The 17,497-nt window shown below is 70.9% G+C and carries 22 protein-coding genes; 15 read left to right on the plus strand and 7 right to left on the minus strand.

From position 1 onward, the window contains the following. The first annotated feature begins 4 nt into the window (after nt 1–4). On the plus strand, nt 5–748 hold the full coding sequence (dapB, locus tag KAG51_RS03675; RefSeq protein WP_290580733.1) for a 4-hydroxy-tetrahydrodipicolinate reductase: 744 nt from the start codon (nt 5–7) through the stop codon (nt 746–748). Here the strand turns inward: dapB and KAG51_RS03680 are convergent. From KAG51_RS03680 to KAG51_RS03695, 4 genes are all read right to left on the minus strand, one after another. Continuing rightward, on the minus strand, nt 745–1,050 hold the full coding sequence (locus KAG51_RS03680; protein ID WP_290580735.1) for an AzlD domain-containing protein: 306 nt from the start codon (nt 1,048–1,050) through the stop codon (nt 745–747). The genes dapB and KAG51_RS03680 overlap by 4 nt on opposite strands. Nucleotides 1,051–1,286: 236 nt before the next feature. Continuing rightward, nucleotides 1,287–1,988: an AzlC family ABC transporter permease gene (locus tag KAG51_RS03685; RefSeq protein WP_290580737.1), complete on the minus strand. Its 702-nt coding sequence runs from the start codon at nt 1,986–1,988 to the stop codon at nt 1,287–1,289. Further along, entirely contained in the window at nt 1,985–2,533 is a 549-nt protein-coding gene (locus KAG51_RS03690) for a GNAT family N-acetyltransferase (RefSeq protein WP_290580739.1), read from the minus strand. The genes KAG51_RS03685 and KAG51_RS03690 overlap by 4 nt, the downstream gene beginning before the upstream one ends. Then, nucleotides 2,530–3,024 (minus strand): hypothetical protein, encoded by a 495-nt coding sequence (locus tag KAG51_RS03695; RefSeq protein WP_290580741.1) that lies wholly within the window; start codon nt 3,022–3,024, stop codon nt 2,530–2,532. The genes KAG51_RS03690 and KAG51_RS03695 overlap by 4 nt, the downstream gene beginning before the upstream one ends. 68 nt (nt 3,025–3,092) lie before the next feature. On the opposite strand from KAG51_RS03695, the gene KAG51_RS03700 reads away from it, so the two are divergent. Together KAG51_RS03700 and KAG51_RS03705 are read left to right on the plus strand one after the other, a co-directional pair. Then, a complete protein-coding gene (locus KAG51_RS03700) occupies nt 3,093–3,902 on the plus strand; it encodes a thymidylate synthase (protein WP_290580743.1) in 810 nt (269 codons plus the stop codon). Further along, complete coding sequence (locus tag KAG51_RS03705; protein ID WP_290580745.1) at nt 3,899–4,372, plus strand: dihydrofolate reductase; 474 nt, start codon at nt 3,899–3,901, stop codon at nt 4,370–4,372. The genes KAG51_RS03700 and KAG51_RS03705 overlap by 4 nt, the downstream gene beginning before the upstream one ends. Before the next feature lie 56 nt (nt 4,373–4,428). Here KAG51_RS03705 and KAG51_RS03710 read toward each other — a convergent pair whose 3' ends face one another. Next, the gene (locus KAG51_RS03710) at nt 4,429–5,220 is read right to left on the minus strand and encodes a thioesterase family protein (protein WP_290580747.1); all 792 of its coding nucleotides are present in this window, start codon (nt 5,218–5,220) and stop codon (nt 4,429–4,431) included. A 149-nt stretch (nt 5,221–5,369) separates the two neighbouring features. Between KAG51_RS03710 and dapA the strand changes: the two genes are divergently transcribed. The 11 genes from dapA (at nt 5,370) to KAG51_RS03765 (ending at nt 15,441) form a co-directional block, all read left to right on the plus strand. Further along, complete coding sequence (gene dapA, locus KAG51_RS03715; RefSeq protein WP_290580749.1) at nt 5,370–6,275, plus strand: 4-hydroxy-tetrahydrodipicolinate synthase; 906 nt, start codon at nt 5,370–5,372, stop codon at nt 6,273–6,275. A 79-nt stretch (nt 6,276–6,354) separates the two neighbouring features. After that, a complete protein-coding gene (locus tag KAG51_RS03720; RefSeq protein WP_290580751.1) occupies nt 6,355–8,034 on the plus strand; it encodes a ribonuclease J in 1,680 nt (559 codons plus the stop codon). 114 nt (nt 8,035–8,148) lie between these two features. After that, nucleotides 8,149–8,862 carry a hypothetical protein gene (locus tag KAG51_RS03725; protein WP_290580753.1) on the plus strand — a complete coding sequence of 238 codons (714 nt, stop codon included), beginning with the start codon at nt 8,149–8,151 and terminating at the stop codon, nt 8,860–8,862. A 78-nt stretch (nt 8,863–8,940) separates the two neighbouring features. Beyond that, nucleotides 8,941–11,424: a DNA translocase FtsK gene (locus KAG51_RS03730; RefSeq protein ID WP_290580755.1), complete on the plus strand. Its 2,484-nt coding sequence runs from the start codon at nt 8,941–8,943 to the stop codon at nt 11,422–11,424. 10 nt (nt 11,425–11,434) lie between these two features. Beyond that, a complete protein-coding gene (locus KAG51_RS03735) occupies nt 11,435–11,875 on the plus strand; it encodes a hypothetical protein (RefSeq protein WP_290580758.1) in 441 nt (146 codons plus the stop codon). 29 nt (nt 11,876–11,904) lie between these two features. Next, complete coding sequence (locus KAG51_RS03740) at nt 11,905–12,534, plus strand: CDP-alcohol phosphatidyltransferase family protein (protein WP_290580760.1); 630 nt, start codon at nt 11,905–11,907, stop codon at nt 12,532–12,534. Nucleotides 12,535–12,538: 4 nt separating this feature from the next. Further along, nucleotides 12,539–13,060: a nicotinamide-nucleotide amidohydrolase family protein gene (locus KAG51_RS03745; RefSeq protein ID WP_290580762.1), complete on the plus strand. Its 522-nt coding sequence runs from the start codon at nt 12,539–12,541 to the stop codon at nt 13,058–13,060. Nucleotides 13,061–13,089: 29 nt separating this feature from the next. Continuing rightward, nucleotides 13,090–13,392, plus strand: a complete 303-nt coding sequence (locus tag KAG51_RS03750) for a helix-turn-helix transcriptional regulator (RefSeq protein WP_300232175.1) — start codon at nt 13,090–13,092, stop codon at nt 13,390–13,392. Between the two features lie 7 nt (nt 13,393–13,399). Then, nucleotides 13,400–13,594, plus strand: a complete 195-nt coding sequence (locus KAG51_RS03755; protein ID WP_290580764.1) for a DUF3046 domain-containing protein — start codon at nt 13,400–13,402, stop codon at nt 13,592–13,594. A gap of 192 nt (nt 13,595–13,786) precedes the next feature. Next, on the plus strand, nt 13,787–14,902 hold the full coding sequence (gene recA / locus KAG51_RS03760; RefSeq protein WP_363316140.1) for a recombinase RecA: 1,116 nt from the start codon (nt 13,787–13,789) through the stop codon (nt 14,900–14,902). 5 nt (nt 14,903–14,907) lie between these two features. Next, nucleotides 14,908–15,441, plus strand: a complete 534-nt coding sequence (locus KAG51_RS03765) for a regulatory protein RecX (RefSeq protein ID WP_290580766.1) — start codon at nt 14,908–14,910, stop codon at nt 15,439–15,441. Nucleotides 15,442–15,451: 10 nt separating this feature from the next. On the opposite strand, the gene KAG51_RS03770 is transcribed toward KAG51_RS03765, so the two are convergent. Next, nucleotides 15,452–15,931: an SRPBCC family protein gene (locus KAG51_RS03770; RefSeq protein WP_290580768.1), complete on the minus strand. Its 480-nt coding sequence runs from the start codon at nt 15,929–15,931 to the stop codon at nt 15,452–15,454. 60 nt (nt 15,932–15,991) lie between these two features. Here KAG51_RS03770 and KAG51_RS03775 point away from each other — a divergent pair, with 60 nt between their 5' ends. Beyond that, entirely contained in the window at nt 15,992–16,450 is a 459-nt protein-coding gene (locus KAG51_RS03775; RefSeq protein WP_290580770.1) for a hotdog fold domain-containing protein, read from the plus strand. Between the two features lie 16 nt (nt 16,451–16,466). On the opposite strand, the gene KAG51_RS03780 is transcribed toward KAG51_RS03775, so the two are convergent. Further along, nucleotides 16,467–17,459: an aldo/keto reductase gene (locus KAG51_RS03780; protein WP_290580772.1), complete on the minus strand. Its 993-nt coding sequence runs from the start codon at nt 17,457–17,459 to the stop codon at nt 16,467–16,469. Between the last annotated feature and the right edge of the window lie 38 nt (nt 17,460–17,497).

Raw genomic sequence — 17,497 nt, forward strand, 5'->3', positions numbered from 1 at the left:
GACCATGACGCGAGTGGCCGTGATCGGCGCGAACGGACGCATGGGCTCGACCTCGGTGCAGGCGATCGACGCCAGCGACGACCTGGAGGTCGTCGCGACGATCGACGTCGGCGACGACCTGGCCACGATCACCGAGGAGGCGGCCCACGTCGCCCTGGTGTTCTCGACCCCCGACGTCGCACTCGACCACGTCCGCTGGTGCGTCGAGCACGGCGTGCACGTCGTGGTCGGCACCTCGGGATTCGGCGACGAGACGATGGCCGAGGTGCAGGCGATCAGCGCTGAGCACCCGGGCATCGGGATCCTCGTGGTGCCGAACTTCTCGATCGGCGCGGTCCTGATGATGAAGTTCGCGGCCGTGGCAGCGCCGTTCTTCGAGTCGGTCGAGGTCATCGAGATGCACCACCCCGACAAGATCGACGCGCCCTCGGGCACGGCGACCCGCACCGCCGAGCTGATCGCGCAGGCGCGGGAGGCAGCCGGCTCCGACCCCCTGCCGGACGCCACCACAACCGACCCCGACGGGGCGCGCGGCGCGACCGTCGCCGGCGTCCCGGTGCACGCCGTGCGCGCGCGGGGCTTCGTGGCCTCGCAGGAGGTCATCCTCGGCGGCACCGGCGAGATCCTGAACCTGCGCCACGACTCCTCGACGCGGGAGTCGTTCATGCCCGGAGTCCTGAGCGCGCTGCGGTGGGCGCCGTCGAACGCCGGCGTCACGGTCGGCCTCGACGCGGCCCTCGGACTCTAGACCAGACGCACGAGAGCCGTGGCCGCCGCGGCGAGCACGAGCATCGGCAGGAACGGCACCCGGGCCAGCAGGCAGGCCACGGCGGTCGCCACGCCGGCCAGGCGGGCGTCCACGACGACCTCGCGGTCACCCGCGGCGGCCTGCACGGCCACCAGGGCGGCGAGCAGGCCGACCGGGATCAGGGCCGTGGCGCGCACCGTCAGGCGGTGCTCGAGCACCGCCGGCGGAACCGACAGGCCCGCGAGCTTCAGCGCGTAGCAACCGACGCACACCGCGAGCACGCCCCACCAGAGATCAGTCATCGCGCCACCGCCGTGGGAACGGCACAGTACGGCGGCGTCGCGATGACGTGCTCATGGTTCCCTCGCTGCCGCTCGGTCATTGCGCCACCGCCGTGGGAAAGGCACAGTACGGTGGCGTCGCGATGACGTGCTCATGGTTCCCTCGCTGCCGCTCGGTCATTGCGCCACCGCCGTGGGAACGGCACAGTACGGCGGCGTCGCGATGACGTGCTCATGGTTCCCTCGCTGCCGCTCGGTCATCTCCGACCACCCCAGACGAGGCCGAGGGCGACGGCCGAGAGCCCGCCGAGGATGATCGGCACCCCCGGTGCGGTGAACGGGACGAGGAGCAGGGCCAGCACGACGCCCGTGACGGCCACGGCTCGGGGCACGGCGGAGTCCAGGCGCGGCCACAGCAGCCCCAGGAACGCGGCGGCGACGGCGCCGTCGAGGCCGATCGCCTCGGGGTCGCCGATCGCGTCCCCGGCGATCGCGCCTGCGGCGGTCGTGAGGTTCCAGATCAGGAAGATCGTGATGCCGGTCCAGTAGAAGCCCAGGCGGGCCTGGTGGGAGGTCGGGCGGGTGACGCCCATCGCGGTCGACTCGTCGATCACGAGGTGTGCGGCGGCCCACCGCCGCCACCCGCGGACCTGCAGGTGTGAGGCCATGCTGATGCCGTAGAACACGTTGCGGCCCCCGAGCAGCACCGAGGTGAGCGCGCCGGCGACGGGGGATCCCCCCGAGGCCACGACGCCGACGAAGGCGAACTGCGAGGCGCCCGTGAAGGCCAGGAGCGACAGGGCACACGTCTGCCACACGCTCAGGCCGGCCGCTGGTCCGAGGGCTCCGAACGTGACGCCGTACAGGCCCACGCCGATCCCCACGCCGAGGGCGTCCCGGATGACGGCCCGGTCGGCGTCGGGGTCGGGGTCGGCGTCGTGGTTCTGCGCGTCGGTCATGCCACGGCGGTGTGCAGGCGAACCTGCTTGACCCGGCGGCCGTCGGGCGCCTCGAGCTCGCGGTACGCGCCGTCGGAGGACCACCCGCCGGACGTCAGGAGCAGCCGCGCGCCGTCGTCGCCGGCCGCGACCCACGTGCGCAGGTACACGAACCGGTCGGCCGCCGTGGTGTCGACCGCCGCCTGCACCAGGCGCGTGCCGTGTCCGGCACGCCGCGCAGACGGGAGCACCGCGAGATCGCCCATCTCGGCGTCGCGGACCGGGTCGGCGTCGGGATCGGTGCCGGGATGCACCACGACGTACCCGACCACGACGTCGTCGCTGGTGGCCACCAGGACCCGGAAGCGGGCCTCGGGGGAGTGCGTGAGGGTGCTGCGCCAGCGGCCGGCGTGCTCGTCGAGGTCACCGAAGGCGGCCCCGAGCTGGTCGAGCTCGAGCCAGTCGGCCAGCCAGGCCTCGCGCTGGAGCGCCGCGATGGTCGTGGCGTCGTCCGGCCAGGCCAGGCGAACGGCGTCCCCGGACCCGGCGGCCGATGCCCCGCTCACACGAACGAGTCGATGAGGTCCGACTCGGCACCGTTCGCGTCGAGCATCGTCGCGGTCATGGAGACGTTGCGCAGCGAGGGCCAGACCTCGAAGGCCATGACGATGAGGCCGGGGAGGCCGGCGATGGCGATGGGCCAGCCGCCCGAGTCGGTCACGAACGCCACGAGCACGGCGAGCAGAAGGGGGGCCTCGCACAGGATGAGCTTGCGGACCGTCTGGGCCGCATAGACCCCGACGGCGGCGCTGCGGTTCTCCTCGGGGTCGGTGGCCGGATCGAGCGGTGCGGCCGAGAGCCAGACACGGTCGGCCAGCAAGCCGCCGATCGCGACCGCGGCGAGCAGGCCGACCCAGACGGCCCAGTGCGGGCGATCGGCGTCGGTGCCGCCCAGCATCCAGAACAGGGCGGCGAGGAACGCGGCCGTCAGCACGATCTGCAGGAGCGCGAAGTTCCGCAGCTCCCGGGGCGTGGCGTCGTACTCGTTCTGTGCCATGGCCGGATTCTCGCACAGCGCGGTCCGGCTTCCCACCGGTGCCGGGCCCGGTTCGGTAGCCTCGGGGCATGCAGCAGTACCTCGATCTCGTGCAGCGGATCCTCGACGACGGCATCGAGAAGGGTGACCGCACGGGCACCGGGACGCGGAGCGTGTTCGGCCACCAGATGCGCTTCGACCTGCAGGAGGGCTTCCCGCTCGTCACGACCAAGAAGATCCACCTCAAGTCGGTCGTGGGCGAGCTGCTCTGGTTCGTCTCCGGTGAGACCAACGTGCGCTGGCTGCAGGAGAACGGCATCTCGATCTGGGACGAGTGGGCCGACGCCGACGGTGAGCTCGGCCCCGTCTACGGGCACCAGTGGAGGTCCTGGCCGACCCCGTCGGGCGACACGATCGACCAGCTGCGCGACGTGGTCGAGGCCCTCAAGACCGACCCGAACTCGCGCCGGCACATCGTCAGCGCCTGGAACGTCGCCGACCTCGACGCGATGGCCCTCGCGCCGTGCCACGCGTTCTTCCAGTTCTACGTCGCCCCGCAGGCAGGCGGCCCGGGTCGCCTGAGCTGCCAGCTCTACCAGCGATCGGCCGACGTCTTCCTCGGCGTCCCGTTCAACATCGCCTCCTACGCGCTGCTGACGCACATGGTCGCGCAGGTCGCGGGTCTCGAGGTGGGCGACTTCGTCCACACGCTCGGGGACGCCCACCTCTACCTGAACCATCTCGACCAGGCGCGTCTGCAGCTGATCCGGGAGCCCAGGCCGCTTCCGGAGCTGTGGCTCGACCCGTCGGTCACCGACATCGACGGATTCGGCTTCGACGCGATCAAGGTCACCGGCTACGACCCGCACCCGCTGATCAAGGCCCCGATCGCCATATGACGCTCACCCTCGTGGTGGCGATGGGCTCGAACCGCGTCATCGGCGCCGGTGGCACGCTGCCGTGGCACCTGCCCGAGGACCTCGCGCACTTCAAGCGGGTGACGCTCGGGCACCCCATGATCATGGGACGCACGACGTTCGAGTCGATCGGGCGCCCACTGCCGGGCCGGACGACGATCGTCGTGACCCGCCAGCAGGACTGGTCGGCCGAGGGCGTGGAAGTGGCGCACTCGCTCGACGACGCGATCGCGCTCGCGTCCGCGATGGGCGAGGAGCCGATGCTCGTCGGCGGTGCCCAGGTCTACGCCGAGGCGCTCGAGCGCGACCTGGTCGACACGATGATCGTGACCCGCGTGCGCCAGGCGCCCGAGGGTGATGCGTGGTTCCCCGAGATCGACTGGGAGGCGTGGGTCGAGGTGGCCCAGGAGCCCCACGCCGAGTTCGACGTCGTCACCTACCAGCGCGCCTGAATCTGCCGGTTGCTCCGTCGCGGTCCTGGCTACGCCAGCTCTGCCCTCGGTCCTGGCTACGCCAGGAGTGCGATCTGGCGGCTCGTCGCCACGATCCGACCCTCCGGGTCCCACAGACGGACGTCCTCGTCGTGGAACCCGTCGACGGTGCGGTGGGTGACGACCTCCATCTGGACCCACTCGGCCGTGAAACGGCGCCAGAAGTGCACCGTCAGCTGGATCGTCGAGGAGGCCAGCTCGCCGAGATCGGCGAGCACCGGCGGGTAGGCGTCGACGATCGCACCGGCCGCGAAGGCATCGACGGGCCGGCCGTCGACCGGCCGGATCCAGAAGTGCGCCGTCGGGTCGCCGGACGGTGCGCCGGCGAGCCAGCCCGGCACCGTGGCGTGCCGCGTCGTGTAGCGACGCGCGACGGCCGGCACCAGCTCGGGCGGGAACCCCGCCATCGGGTCGACGCCGTCCTCGGGCGCCGGCAAGGCGGGCGGGACCTCGTCCAGGTGCTGCTTCGCACCGGCCAGGTCGGCGTCGTGCAGGCTGACGACGCCGTGGGTGATCGGCGTGCCGCCCTGGCTCAGCACGACCGTGAACGTCGAGACCCGGCGGCCCTCCCGCACCGGCGTCACGGTCACGACGGCAGGACCGGGCGTGGTCGGCTTGAGGTAGGTCACCGCGACCGAGAGGGGGTCGGGTTTGTCGGACTCCTCGAGCGCCGCGCGCACGAGGATCGCCAGGAGGTAGCCGCCATTGGCCGTACCAGCGGGTGTGTTCCACTCGGCCGTCAGCTCGACCGAGCGGACGCCCGGTGAGACGGGGGTGGACCAGGTGGCGGCATCGAGCTCGTAGGTCATGACGCCATCCTGCCGGGCCGAGGGCGTGCGGGCCGCAGGGCCACCGACGTGCCGCGATAACCTCGCACCATGAGCGAGCGCCAGCGAGTGGACACGGGCACGTGGCATGTCGTCACCTGCGAAGGTGGTCGTGTGGGGCAGGTGACGTCATGACGTCACCGCTCGCCACGGCCGGCGCGCCCTTCGGGCGCGTGCTCACCGCGATGGTCACCCCGTTCACCGCCGACGGTGCCCTGGACCTCGAGAGCGCGCAAAAGCTCGCGTCACACCTCGTCGACGCGGGCAACGACGGGCTCGTCGTCTCCGGCACGACGGGGGAGTCGCCCACCACGACGGGCGAGGAGGACGGTCGCCTGCTGGCGGCGGTGCTCGAAGCCGTCGGCGACCGCGCCACGGTCGTGGCAGGGGTCGGCACCAACGACACGCGCCACTCGGTCGAGCTCGCGGAGTCCGCGGCACGCATCGGGGCGCACGGCCTCCTGCTCGTCACGCCGTACTACTCCCGACCCCCGCAGGCCGGCATCATCGGTCACGTCGACGCGGTGGCGAAGGCGGCCGGCGACGTCCCGATCATGCTCTACGACATCCCCGGGCGCACCGGCACCGAGCTCACGCGCGAGACGTACCTCGCGATGAACGACCGGCCCACCGTGACCGCGATGAAGGACGCCGTCGGCGACCTCCACCGCGGAGCCTGGATCATGGAGAACACCGACCTCGCCCTCTACTCCGGCGACGACGTCCTCAACCTCGGCTGGCTCGCCGTCGGGGCGGCCGGTGTCGTCAGCGTCGTGGGGCATGTGGCAGGACCGCAGTACCAGGCCATGGTCGAGGCGGTCGACGCCGGTGACCTGGCCACCGCCCGACGCATCGACCGCGACCTCATCGGTCTTGTCGCCGCGATCATGGGCCAGACCCAGGGCGCCATCGCCGCCAAGGTCGCCGCCCACGAGCTGGGCCTCATCAGTTCATCCCGGGTGCGCCTGCCCCTGTCGCAGGCCACCGACGAGCAGGTCGCGATCATCCGCGCCGCCATCCAGAAAGTCACTGCATGAGCGAGCGCCAGCGAGCGACAAACGAAGGAGATCTCATGGCGAATCCGCCTACCATCACGTTTTTGAAGGCGGTTTCGGCATGAGCCATCTTCACCTCGATCTGACCACCCCGCCGCCGTTGCCTGAGGGAGCCCTGCGCGTGTTCGCGCTCGGCGGTCTCGGTGAGATCGGTCGCAACATGACCGTGTTCGAGTACGGCGGCAAGCTGCTGATCGTCGACTGCGGTGTGCTGTTCCCCGATGAGCACCATCCGGGCGTCGACCTGATCCTGCCGGACTTCCAGCCGATCCGTCACCGCCTCGACGACGTCGTCGCGATCGTCCTGACCCACGGCCACGAGGACCACATCGGCGCCGTGCCGTACCTGCTGCGCGAGCGCGGCGACATCCCGGTCGTGGGCTCGGAGCTCACGTTGGCCCTCGTGGCCCCCAAGCTGAAGGAGCACCGCCTGAAGGAGGTGCCGCGGCACGTCGTCCAGGAGGGTGACACGCTGCAGTTCGGCCCGTTCGGGACCGAGTTCGTGGCCGTCAACCACTCGATCCCCGATGCGCTCGCCGTCGCGATCACGACCCCGGCCGGTGTCGCGCTGCACACGGGTGACTTCAAGATGGACCAGCTGCCGCTCGACGGCCGCATCACCGATCTGCGCGCCTTCGCCCGCCTCGGCGAGGCCGGCGTCGACCTGTTCCTCACCGACTCGACCAATGCCGAGGTGCCGGGGTTCACGACCCCGGAGCGCGACATCACGCCCGCGATCGACGCCGTGTTCGCCCGGAGCGAGAAGCGCATCATCGTGGCGTCGTTCGCCTCCCACGTGCACCGTGTTCAGCAGGTGCTCGACATGGCGGCCAAGCACGGCCGCAAGGTCGCCTACGTCGGCCGCTCCATGGTGCGGAACATGCAGATCGCGCGCGAGCTCGGCTACCTGCACGTGCCCGACGGCGTGGTCGTCGACAAGATCGACGCGGCGCCGCCGGAGAAGATGGTGCTGATGTCGACCGGCTCCCAGGGCGAGCCCATGGCCGCCCTGTCGCGCATGGCGAACAAGAGCCACCAGCAGGTCGAGCTCGAGCCCGGTGACACCGTGCTCATGGCGTCGTCGGTCATCCCCGGCAACGAGAACTCCATCTCGCGCGTCATCGACGGCCTGACCAAGCTCGGCGCCAACGTCGTGCACAAGGGCAACGCGCTCGTGCACGTCTCGGGGCACGCCTCGGCCGGTGAGCTCCTGTACTGCTACAACATCGTCCAGCCCACCAACGTGATGCCCGTGCACGGCGAGATCCGGCACCTGCACGCCAACGGGGCGCTGGCGCGCAAGACCGGGGTCCCCAACGTCCTGCTGGCCGAGGACGGCTACGTCATCGACCTCGTCGACGGCCACGCCTCGATCACGGGCGCCTTCGACTGCGGGTACGTCTACGTCGACGGCTCCTCGATCGGTGACATCTCCGACTCCGACCTCAAGGATCGCCGGGTGCTGGGCGAGGAGGGCTTCATCTCGGTCGTGGTCGTGATCGACTCCTCGACCGGCAAGATCGTCTCCGGCCCGGAGATCCACGCCCGCGGCATCGCCGAGGACGACAGCGTCTTCGACGCGGTCCGTCCCAAGATCGCCGGTGCACTGGAGGACGCGCTCGCCGACGGCACCCGCGACACCGCCCAGCTCCAGCAGGTCGTGCGGCGTACCCTCGGTTCGTTCGCGGGGCGCACGCTGCGCCGTCGCCCGATGATCGTGCCGATCGTCATCGAGGCCTGACCCGCCGATTGTCACGGCTTCGACCCGATCGGGAAACCGGGTCGAAACACGACCGGCTCACCCTGAAGCGGTGGACGTGGCACAGGCGTGGGGGGCGGCACCGTGGTGAGCCGGGTGCTGATCGTCGGTTCGGCCGGGACGCACAGCCCGGAGGGACGGGCCAACGTCTCGCGACTGGTCAACGCGGTGCGTCGTGAGGCGCACGGTCTCGACGTCGCCGACGGGTACGTCGACCAGCAGTCGCCGGCCCTGGCCGAGGTCGTGCGCACGACGGCCGGTCCGCGGGCGATCGTCCCGCTGCTGCTGACCCGCGATCCCTTGCCGTTGCGGGCGATGATCGCCGCGGCCCGTCTGGACCCGTCGGTGTCGGTCACCGCTCCGATCGGGCCGGACTGGGTGCTGGCCGAGATCGGCGTGCAACGCCTCATCGAGGCCGGCGCCCGCCCCGACGACAGCATCGTGCTGGCGGCCGAGGCGCTCACGGACGCCGCGGCGGTCGATGACGTCAGCAAGGCCGCTCGGCTGCTCAGCGCGGTCTGGGGTGGGCGGGTGCACATCGGCACGCTGGCGGGGCTCGACACCGGGCTCGACGAAGCGATCGACATCGCGCGGGCCTACGGCAAGCGCGTCGTCGTCAGCTCGTACGTCCTGACCTCGGGTGCCGCGCACGACGAGATGCTGGCCTGCGGTGCGGACGTCGTGACGGCGCCGCTGGTTCCCGCGGGGGCGCCGGACCAGCGGCTCGTGGGCCTCGTGCTCGCCCGGGCCCGTTCGCGCTCGGGCTGGGTCACGGGTGAGGACGGCGAGCACCACGTCGCCCTCGGGTAGGGCACGACCGAGGCCGCCACGCGGCCGTTCGCCGCGTCAATCCTGAGAAAGGCTCGAGTCTTCCTTTAGGCTTTCGCCATGGCGACCCGAACGTCTTCCCCGCCGCGCAAGCGGCCGTCCGGTTCCCAGGCCCGTAGTCGCACCAGCGGCAAGCGAGGCCCGGCCCGAGCCCCTGCGAACCGCCGACCGGCGGCCAAGAAGCCTGCCCCGAAGGGCGGCGGATCCTCCGGCGGCGGTCTCGGTGCCGTCGTGACCGGCCTGGGGCGCCTCCTCCGGGCGATCTGGGTCGGACTGGCCGCCGCGGTCGGCGCGATCGCGCGCTCGATCGGCAGCAGCGCTCGCGACCTCGACCCCGCTCAGCGGCGCGACGGCGTGGGCCTGGCCGTGCTCGGACTCGCGATCGTGGCGGCCTCCGCGACCTGGTGGCAGATCCCCGGCCCCGTCGGGCGGGGGGTCCGCCAGATCTGCGAGGGAAGTGTCGGCGTGCTCGCCGGCGCCGTCCCGATCGTGCTGGTCGTGATCGCGTGGCGGACCCTGCGCCGGCCCGACGCGCAGGGCCCGGCCGGACGCCAGGCCATCGCCTGGACCGCCGTCGTCGGCGGTGTCCTGGGCCTCGTGCACGTCGCCCACGGCGTGCCGCGGCCCAACGACATGGCCGCCGTCCGTGACGCCGGGGGAGCGATCGGCTATCTGTTCTCGGCGATCCTGATCGACCTGCTGAAGACCCCGTACGTCGTGGCTCCGCTGCTCGTGCTCGTCGTGGCCTTCGGGGTGCTGATCCTCAGCAACACGCCGATCCATGCGATCCCGGAGCGGGTGCGGGCCCTGCGCGACCGCGTCGCCCGCCGCTCGCCTGATCCCGTCGACGCCGCCGAGGACCCCAAGCGCCACCCCCGTACCGAGCGCCAGGCCGACGAGCCCTACGAGGACCCGATCGTGGCGGACCCGGACGACCACGCGGTCGACGAGACCCCCACGCCCCCGCCCGGCGTCAAGCGCCCCGTCCCGCCCGTCGACGACGTCGACGAGAGCCCGGCCGAACACGTGCCGATGGAGCCGCTCCCGGCCCGTGCCGAGCAGCTCGAGCTCGCCGGCGACGTCCTGTACTCCCTCCCGGACAGCACCGTGCTGCGCGAGGGCACGCCGCACAAGGCGCGCAGCCAGGCGTCCGACGCCGTGGTGGAGCGGCTGACCGAGGTGCTGGAGCAGTTCAAGATCGACGCCACGGTCACGGGCTACACCCGGGGCCCCACCGTGACCCGGTACGAGGTCGAGCTCGGTCCCGCGGTCAAGGTCGAGAAGGTCACGGCGCTCGGCAAGAACATCGCCTACGCGGTCGCCTCGAACGAGGTCCGCATCCTCAGCCCGATCCCCGGCAAGTCCGCGATCGGCGTCGAGATCCCGAACGCCGACAAGGAGATGGTCAGCCTCGGCGACGTCCTGCGCTCGACCAAGGCCCGCGGCGACCACCACCCGATGGTCGTGGGTCTGGGCAAGGACGTCGAGGGCGGCTACGTCGTGGCCAACCTCGCGAAGATGCCGCACCTGCTCGTGGCCGGCGCCACCGGCTCGGGCAAGTCGAGCTTCGTGAACTCGATGATCAGCTCGATCCTGATGCGCACGACGCCCGACGAGGTCCGGATGATCCTGGTCGACCCCAAGCGGGTCGAGCTGACGGCCTACGAGGGCATCCCGCACCTGATCACCCCGATCATCACCAACCCGAAGAAGGCGGCCGAGGCGCTGCAGTGGGTCGTGCGCGAGATGGACCTGCGCTACGACGACCTGTCGGCCTACGGCTTCCGGCACATCGACGACTTCAACAAGGCGGTCCGTTCCGGTGCCGTGCAGCCGCTGCCCGGCAGCGAGCGCGTGCTGGCGCCCTACCCCTACCTCCTGGTCGTGGTCGACGAGCTCGCCGACCTCATGATGGTCGCCCCGCGCGACGTGGAGGACTCGATCGTCCGGATCACCCAGCTGGCACGCGCGGCCGGCATCCACCTGGTGCTCGCGACGCAGCGGCCCTCGGTCGACGTCGTGACCGGCCTGATCAAGGCCAACGTGCCCAGCCGTCTGGCGTTCGCGACCAGCTCGCTCGGCGACAGCCGCGTGATCCTCGACCAGCCCGGAGCCGAGAAGCTCGTGGGCCAGGGCGACGGCCTGTTCCTGCCGATGGGGCACAGCAAGGCCATGCGCATGCAGGGCGCCTGGATCACCGAGCAGGAGATCGTGGCGGTCGTCGACCACTGCAAGGCCCAGCTCGAGCCCGCGTACCGTGAGGACGTGACAGCGGTCCAGCAGAGCAAGCGCGAGCTCGACGACGACATCGGCGACGACCTCGACCTCGTGATGCAGGCCGTCGAGCTCGTCGTGAACACGCAGTTCGGGTCGACCTCGATGCTGCAGCGCAAGCTGCGCGTGGGCTTTGCCAAGGCCGGACGTCTGATGGACATCATGGAGAGCCGTGGGATCGTCGGCCCGAGCGAGGGCTCCAAGGCTCGTGACGTGCTGATCAAGCCCGACGAGCTCGAGCAGGTCCTGGCCACGATCGGTGCTGAGTGAAGGGGGCCCCGTGATGCACGAGCCGTTCGAGATCCACCGGCGCGTGGGTCTCTACGCCCTCGTCGCACTGCTGTGCCTGGCCGTCGCCGGCGGGCTGGGCTGGTTCGCCTACGACCGCCCCGAGCCGTTGCTGTGGATCGGCACGGGCGTCCTGACGCTGCTGGCCCTCACGCTGCTGCGAGGCACGCTGGACCCGTCGACGCCGCTGTTCGTCGCCGACGACCACGGCGTGCGCCTGCAGACCGAGGACGGCTGGACCGGGCTGCTCTGGGACGAGATGGGCGAGATCCGCGTCGAGCCTCGCGCCGGTATCCGTCACGACGCGCGCGTCAAGGTCATCAGCCTCGACGGACGCAAGGTCTTCTCCACGCCCGTCGGCCTGGCGACCACGGTCGACCTGGAGCAGGCGGTCGCCGAGTTGGCGCGCCGCCGCGGCCCTGCCGCATACTGAGGCGTCCCGCCCCCGCCTGAGAGGCCTCCATGCCTGACCCCCAGTCCGGTACCCGTGACAGCCCGCCGCCGAGCAACCTCAACATCGCCAACGCGCTGACGGTCCTGCGGATCGCCGGTGTCCCGGTGTTCGGCTGGCTCCTGCTGGTCGACGGCGGCTCGGACGTCTCGACCCGGGTCTGGTCGTTCGTGGCGTTCGCGCTGCTGATGATCACCGACCGCATCGACGGCGACCTCGCCCGCAGCCGGGGCCTGGTGACCGACTTCGGCAAGCTCGCCGATCCGATCGCCGACAAGGCGCTGACCGGCATGGCCTTCATCGGGCTCGGCATCATCTTCGACCACTGGCTGTTCTGGGTCATCGCGATCACGACCCTGGTGCGGGAGTGGGGCATCACGATCATGCGCCTGTTCATCGCGAAGTACGGCGTCATGCCGGCCAGCCAGGGCGGGCGGATCAAGACCACGATGCAGGCCGGGGCGCTCGGCCTGTACTGCCTGCCGCTGGAGATCTGGGACACCACGGCCAGCGACGTCACGATGTGGGTCGCCCACGCCTTCCTGGCGGTCGCGTACGTCATCACGATGGTCACCGGGGTGCAGTACGTCATCGACGCCCGCCGGCTCCGCGCCGCGTGGCTCGCGGCACAGAACGCCTGAGTCGATGCACGTCGGTGCGACCTCCCTCATCGCAGCCCTGGTCGAGCGCGGAATGACCGTCGCGACGGCGGAGTCGTTGACCGGTGGCGCGCTCTGCTCCGCGCTGGTGTCGGTGCCGGGGGCCTCGGCCGTCGTGCGTGGGGGAGTCGTGGCCTACGCGGCCGAGGTCAAGAGCACGGTGCTCGGCGTGCCGGCCGAGCTCGTGGCCCAGGTCGGCACGATCGACGCGCGGGTCGCCCGGGCCATGGCCGAGGGAGTGCGGGCCAGGCTCGGTGCGGACGTCGGCCTGGCCACCACGGGCAACGCCGGCCCCGTCGCCACCGAGGGCAAGCCGGTGGGTCGGGTGCACGTCGCGGTCGCTACGCGGAACGGCACCCGCGACTGGCGTCTCGACCTCGCCGGGGACCGCGACACGATCCGTCAGGAGACCGTGGCCTCCTGCCTGTCGCACGCAGTCGCTACGCTGACGTCAGAGCCTGACGGCCGCCGGAAGAACTTCGGTCCTTCCGGCGTTGAGCAGGAGTAGAGACCCGAGGTAGACCTGGAGGTGAGCGCGTGACCACGATGCGACAGCTCGTCGGCGAGACTTTGCGCGCGCGCCGGGCCGAGCGCGGTCTCACGCTGCGGGAGGTCTCTGGCAAGGCGCGCGTCAGCCTCGGCTACATCTCCGAGATCGAGCGCGGTCAGAAGGAGCCCAGCTCCGAGCTCCTGGCGGCGCTCGCCGAAGCCCTCGACGTCCCGCTCTCGGCCGTCCTGCGTGACGTCGCCGACCAGATGGAGCTGCACGAGGTCGTCTCCGCCCCGCTGGCCACCGTGTCCTCGATCGGCGCCGACGGCGTCCGGGCCTCGGCGGCCTGAGGCGACGGTGCGGCACAGCGAGTTCTGGGAGCGGATGGACCTCCACCTGGGGGAGTCCTACGCGCGCGTCTGGGCCGACACCCAGGTCATCGGCGAGCTCGACCACCGCACGCCCACCGAGGCGCTCGACGGCGGTGTCGACCCCAAGCAGGTCTGGCGAGCGGTGCACGCCCGTCTCCAGCTGCCCCCCTCGGAGCGCTGAGCACGCCGGTTCGGCGTGTCGCGCCTGCTTCGAACACCTGTTCCCGTATTGTCACAGGTGAGGTGACGTAACCGAGAGCGCCGATCCACAGGGTGGATCGACCCACAGGCGGATCGATGAGGTCCACAAAATGTCTGCGGGCTCTCCTAGCGTCGACGATGCCTCGCCACCGACGACCGAACGGATCTCCTGATGCCTCCCAAGACAGCCCTGACCCCCGTCCCTCGCCTGACCGGTGAGGGCGGCTCCGCCGATCAGCGCAGCAAGGCCATCGACAACGCGATCGCCCAGATCGACCGCGCCCACGGCAAGGGTGCCGTGATGCGTCTGGGGGAGCGAGGCCGCACCAAGATCGACGTCATCCCCACCGGAGCCACGGCCCTGGACGTCGCGCTCGGCATCGGCGGTCTGCCCCGCGGGCGTGTGGTCGAGATCTACGGCCCGGAGTCCTCGGGCAAGACCACGGTCGCGCTGCACGCGGTCGCCAACGCCCAGAAGGCCGGCGGAGTCGCCGCCTTCATCGACGCCGAGCACGCGCTCGACCCCGACTACGCCCGCAAGCTCGGCGTCGACACCGACGCCCTGCTGATCTCTCAGCCGGACTCCGGTGAGCAGGCGCTCGAGATCGCCGACATGCTCATCCGCTCCGGTGCGCTCGACATCATCGTCATCGACTCGGTCGCGGCCCTGGTGCCCCGGGCCGAGATCGACGGCGAGATGGGCGACAGCCACGTGGGCCTGCAGGCCCGTCTCATGAGCCAGGCGCTGCGCAAGATGACCGGCGCCATCAACGGTTCGGGCACCACGGCGATCTTCATCAACCAGCTGCGCGAGAAGATCGGCGTCATGTTCGGCTCGCCCGAGACCACCACGGGTGGCAAGGCGCTCAAGTTCTACGCCTCGGTCCGACTCGACGTGCGGCGCATCGAGACCTTGAAGGACGGCACCGACATGGTCGGCAACCGCACCAAGGTCAAGGTCGTCAAGAACAAGCTGGCCCCGCCCTTCAAGGTGGCCGAGTTCGACATCATGTACGGCAAGGGCATCAGCCGTGAGGGCTCGCTGATCGACGTGGGCGTCGACGCCGGCATCGTGCGCAAGGCCGGCGCCTGGTACACCTACGAGGGCGATCAGCTGGGCCAGGGCAAGGAGAATGCTCGTCAGTTCCTCGCCGACAACCCTGATCTGGCCCTCGAGATCGAGCGCCGGGTCAAGGAGCACCTCGGCGTGGGTGTCGATGCCGCTGTCGAGGAGGTCGACGACTCCGGCGACGCCGAGCCCACCTCGGTCACCGAGGTCGACTTCTGAGCTCGATGAACCACGACGCGGAGTCTGACGAGTCCGACTCGGGCCTGGATCCCGAGGAGGCGCGCACGCTCGCCATGAAGGTCCTCTACGACCGGTTGGCCGAGCGGGCGCACAGTCGGGCCGATCTCGAGCGGGCCCTCGCCAAGCGGCGGGTGCCCGCCGAGATCGCCGCGGCAGTGCTTGACCGGTTCGAGGCGGCCGGCTTCGTCGACGACGCAGCCTTCGCCCGCTCCTGGGTCGAGGGGCGCCAGCGTGGCAAGGGGCTGGCCAGCCGCGCTCTGGCGATGGAGCTGCGCCAGAAGGGCGTCGACGACGAGATCGCTCGTGAGGCGCTGGCGGAGATCGATCCGGAGGCCGAGCGGCAGGCGGCCCACCGGTTGGTGCAGGCCAAGCTCCGCACCATGCGGGGGCTCGACGACCAGGTCCGCACCCGGCGGCTGGTCGGCATGCTGGCGCGCAAGGGTTATCCGCCGGGGCTGGCCTTCGAGGTCGTGCGGTCCGAGCTGGGCGCCGAGCCCGAACCGCTCGACTCGCTCTGAGCGGCCGGATTCACGGTTCGATCGCGGCGACGACCTCCGGGTCGGTGCAGCCCCGCGCCCAGGCGGCGATCCGCGTGCGGATCTCGCGCCCGAGCACCCACTGCCCGATCGGCTCGGCCACCGGGCGCAGCCATCGCGGCGCGATCGTGTAGCTGTACTTCCAGGTCGCGCGGCAGCCGTCCACGCCGGCACGCTGCTCCGGTACGAACCTCCACCCGCCACCGAACACCGCGAAGAACCAGGGACCCCGCACCATCGTCATCCCCACCGAGGTCGGCGGTCGGTACGAGACGTACTCGCTGATCATGGCCGGGCCCACGCGGGCCCGGGTGTAGGTCCGGACGCCCTTGGCGGGCGCCTCAGCATCGATCAGGTGCTGGTGCCGGATGAAGGGGTCCCAGCGCAGCCGGGTCTCTCCGGTCGTCTGCGACACGGCGAAGGCGGTCTCCGGGCTCACCGGGACCCAGGTTTCAGCGACCACGTGCGGCATGCCGCCACGGTACGCAGCCTCGATGGCCGGCGACCATTACCTGCGAGTAACATCGGGGTCATGGCCTCCACCTACGATCTCTTTCGCAAGCTCAGTGCGCTCCCGCAGGGCAAGCGCCTGTTCTCCCTGGCGTTCAGCCAGAAGGCGCCCTACTTCGGCTCGATCCACCTGCGGGTCGACCAGATGAACCCGCACTTCGCCCAGATCTCGCTGCCCAAGCGTCGTGCCGTGCAGAACCACATCGGCACGGTGCACGCGATCGCGGTGTGCAACGGCCTGGAGGCGGCCATGGGTCTGCTGGCCGAGGCGACCTGCCCGAAGGATGCGCGGTGGCTGCCCAAGGGCATGGAGGTCCAGTACCTCGCCAAGTCCACGACCGACCTGATCTGCACGGCCGAGTCCTCGCCCGAGGACTGGGCGAATGGCCCGGACGTGCCGATCACGGTCAAGGCCACCCGCGAGGACGGCACCGTCGTCGTGGCCGGCACGATCCACCTCTGGGTCACCCCCAAGAAGTAGCCGCCGCGACTCGGCCTCAGTCGTCGATCGTGCTCAGGTCGCCGTAGCGGTCGCCGGCGACCGCGCCCGACGGAACGGCGGCCGCCAGCGCCGCGAGGTCCTGCTCGCTCAGCGTGAGGTCCAGCGCAGCGGCGTTCTCCTCGAGATAGGCCACCCGCTTGGTGCCCGGGATCGGCACGATGTCCTCGCCCTGAGCGTGCACCCAGGCCAGAGCGAGCTGGCCCGGGGTGCAGCCCAGGTCGTCGGCGAGAAGACGCACCTGGTCGACGAGGGCGAGATTGGCCCGCAGATTCTCCCCGGCGAAACGGGGGAAGTAGGCCGACGCGCGGCTGTCGCCCTCGGCGAACCCGTCGGCCGGGACCGCGCCGGTCAGGAGGCCGCGACCCAGCGGTGAGTAGGCGACCAGTCCGATGCCCAGCTCGCGCAGGGTCGGCAGGATCTCGGCCTCCAGGTCACGGGTGAACAACGAGTACTCGGTCTGCAGGGCCGTGATCGGGTGCACCGCGTGAGCGCGGCGGATCGTCTCGGGCGAGGCCTCGGACAACCCGAGGTGCCGGACCTTCCCCGCCTCGACCAGCTCACGCATGGCGCCGACGGTCTCCTCGATCGGCACGGACTTGTCGACACGGTGCTGGTAGTAGAGATCGACGTGGTCGACCCCGAGTCGCGCCAGCGAGGCGTCGCACGCCCGCCGCACGTAGTCGGGTCGGCCGTTGACCCCCAGGCGCGTGCCGTCCGGCAGGCGCTCGTTCCCGAACTTGGTGGCGAGCTGCACGTCCTCGCGCCGTCCGGAGATCGCCCGGCCGACGAGCTGCTCGTTGGTGAAGGGTCCGTACATGTCGGCCGTGTCGAGGAACGTGACTCCGAGATCCAGGGCGCGGTGGATCGTGGCGATTCCGCCGGCCTCGTCCGGGGTGCCGTAGAACTCCGACATCCCCATGCACCCGAGGCCGAGAGCGGACACGGTCAGAGGTGTGGCGGTGCCGAGCGTGCGTGTGCTGATGGTCATGACCCCAGCCAACAACCTGGAGTGCGCTCCAGGTCAAG

This window comes from Aeromicrobium sp. (assembly GCF_023146395.1).
Taxonomy (GTDB): Bacteria; Actinomycetota; Actinomycetes; order Propionibacteriales; family Nocardioidaceae; genus Aeromicrobium.

Coding starts and splice junctions, on each gene's coding strand:
- dapB (WP_290580733.1), top strand. CDS start 5: ATGACGCGAGTGGCCGTGATCGGCGCGAACGGACGCATGGGCTCGACC.
- KAG51_RS03680 (WP_290580735.1), bottom strand. CDS start 1,050: ATGACTGATCTCTGGTGGGGCGTGCTCGCGGTGTGCGTCGGTTGCTAC.
- KAG51_RS03685 (WP_290580737.1), bottom strand. CDS start 1,988: ATGACCGACGCGCAGAACCACGACGCCGACCCCGACCCCGACGCCGAC.
- KAG51_RS03695 (WP_290580741.1), bottom strand. CDS start 3,024: ATGGCACAGAACGAGTACGACGCCACGCCCCGGGAGCTGCGGAACTTC.
- KAG51_RS03700 (WP_290580743.1), top strand. CDS start 3,093: ATGCAGCAGTACCTCGATCTCGTGCAGCGGATCCTCGACGACGGCATC.
- KAG51_RS03705 (WP_290580745.1), top strand. CDS start 3,899: ATGACGCTCACCCTCGTGGTGGCGATGGGCTCGAACCGCGTCATCGGC.
- KAG51_RS03710 (WP_290580747.1), bottom strand. CDS start 5,220: ATGACCTACGAGCTCGATGCCGCCACCTGGTCCACCCCCGTCTCACCG.
- dapA (WP_290580749.1), top strand. CDS start 5,370: ATGACGTCACCGCTCGCCACGGCCGGCGCGCCCTTCGGGCGCGTGCTC.
- KAG51_RS03720 (WP_290580751.1), top strand. CDS start 6,355: ATGAGCCATCTTCACCTCGATCTGACCACCCCGCCGCCGTTGCCTGAG.
- KAG51_RS03730 (WP_290580755.1), top strand. CDS start 8,941: ATGGCGACCCGAACGTCTTCCCCGCCGCGCAAGCGGCCGTCCGGTTCC.
- KAG51_RS03740 (WP_290580760.1), top strand. CDS start 11,905: ATGCCTGACCCCCAGTCCGGTACCCGTGACAGCCCGCCGCCGAGCAAC.
- KAG51_RS03745 (WP_290580762.1), top strand. CDS start 12,539: ATGCACGTCGGTGCGACCTCCCTCATCGCAGCCCTGGTCGAGCGCGGA.
- recA (WP_363316140.1), top strand. CDS start 13,787: ATGCCTCCCAAGACAGCCCTGACCCCCGTCCCTCGCCTGACCGGTGAG.
- KAG51_RS03765 (WP_290580766.1), top strand. CDS start 14,908: ATGAACCACGACGCGGAGTCTGACGAGTCCGACTCGGGCCTGGATCCC.
- KAG51_RS03770 (WP_290580768.1), bottom strand. CDS start 15,931: ATGCCGCACGTGGTCGCTGAAACCTGGGTCCCGGTGAGCCCGGAGACC.
- KAG51_RS03775 (WP_290580770.1), top strand. CDS start 15,992: ATGGCCTCCACCTACGATCTCTTTCGCAAGCTCAGTGCGCTCCCGCAG.
- KAG51_RS03780 (WP_290580772.1), bottom strand. CDS start 17,459: ATGACCATCAGCACACGCACGCTCGGCACCGCCACACCTCTGACCGTG.